Annotated in this window: 2 protein-coding genes; both read right to left on the bottom strand. The window is 68.4% G+C overall.

Going from position 1 to position 1,600, the window contains the following annotated elements; all coding sequences use genetic code 11:
- Nucleotides 1-365, bottom strand: a 365-nt coding sequence (locus ACWCPM_RS34710) for an alpha-amylase family glycosyl hydrolase (protein ID WP_450980247.1), incomplete at its 3' end; no start/stop codon positions are given.
- Nucleotides 362-1,600 (bottom strand): DUF3459 domain-containing protein (locus ACWCPM_RS34705; RefSeq protein ID WP_450980246.1); only part of this gene is annotated, 1,239 nt, incomplete at its 5' end. The genes ACWCPM_RS34705 and ACWCPM_RS34710, both read right to left, overlap by 4 nt.

Below are 1,600 nucleotides of genomic sequence, written 5' to 3'. Positions count from 1 at the left end.
GTGTGGTTCATGACGAAGTCGATGATGACGCGCATACCGCGCTGGTGGGCGGCGTCGACGAACTCCACGAAGTCGGCGAGGTCGCCGAACTCGGGCAGCACGGCGGTGTAGTCGGAGACGTCGTAGCCGCCGTCGCGCAGCGGGGACTGGAAGAAGGGCGGGAGCCAGAGGCAGTCGACGCCGAGCCACTGCAGGTAGTCGAGTCTGGCGGTCAGGCCCTTGAGGTCGCCGACGCCGTCGCCGTTGCTGTCCTGGAAGGAGCGGACGAGGACCTCGTAGAAGACGGCGCGCTTGAACCACTCGGGGTCCCGGTCCTTGGCGGGGGTGTCCTCGAAGGTGTCCGGCACGGGCTCGTTGACGGTCATGACGCTGCTGACCCTCCGTTCTGCGGCGAGACGGGCGGCCTGTGGACATGGAGCACATGTGCGGGAGCCCGGCCGGGCTCCAGGCGCACATAGTTGGCGCTGCCCCACTGATAGGTCTCACCCGTCAGTTCGTCGTGCACGGACACGGAGGCGTGCCGGTCCAGGCCGAGTTGCGGCATGTCCAACGAGACCGTGGCCTCCTGGGTGTGGTGCGGGTCGAGGTTCACGATCACCAGGACGGTGTCGGAGCCCGAGCGCTTGCTGTACGCGATGACCGCCTCGTTGTCCGTGTGGTGGAACCGGAGGTTGCGGATGCCGTGCAGGGCGGGGTGGTCGCGCCGGATCGCGTTGAGCCGTGTGATCAGGGGGGCGATGCTGTGCGGGGAGTCCCAGTCACGGGGTGTGAGCTGGTACTTCTCCGAATCGAGGTACTCCTCGCTGCCCTCGCGCAGGGGCACGTTCTCGCAGAGTTCGTAGCCCGAGTAGACGCCCCAGGTGGGCGAGAGGGTGGCGGCGAGGACGGCACGGGCCTCGAAGGCCGGGCGGCCGCCCTGCTGGAGGTGGGCGTGCAGGATGTCCGGCGTGTTGACGAAGAAGTTGGGCCGCATGTAGGAGGCGGCTTCGCCGGAGAGTTCGGTGAGGTACTCCGTCAGTTCCTGCTTGGTGTTGCGCCAGGTGAAGTAGGTGTACGACTGCTGGAAGCCGATCTGGGCCAGGGTGTGCATCATCGCGGGCCGGGTGAACGCCTCGGCCAGGAAGATCACGTCCGGGTCGGTGCGGCCGATGTCGGCGATGACCCGCTCCCAGAACACCACCGGCTTGGTGTGCGGGTTGTCGACGCGGAAGACGCGCACCCCGTGGGACATCCAGTGCCGCAGCACCCGCAGCGTCTCGGCGACCAGTCCGTCCATGTCCCGGTCGAAGGCGAGGGGGTAGATGTCCTGGTATTTCTTCGGCGGGTTCTCCGCGTGGGCGATGGAGCCGTCGGCGCGGTGGTGGAACCACTCCGGGTGCTTGTCGACCCAGGGGTGGTCCGGCGAGCACTGCAGCGCGAGGTCGAGGGCGATCTCCAGGCCGTGGGAGCGGGCCTGGCCCACGAACCAGTCGAAGTCGTCCAGGGTGCCCAGATCGGGGTGGACCGCGTCGTGGCCGCCCTCGGGCGAGCCGATCGCCCAGGGCACGCCGACGTCGTCGGGGCCGGCGGAGAGGGTGTTGTTGGGGCCCTTGCGGAAGGT

Source organism: Streptomyces sp. NPDC002309, from assembly GCF_053593375.1.
Note: the sequence above shows the minus strand (reverse complement) of the source record. Positions and strands in the feature narration are given on the sequence as shown.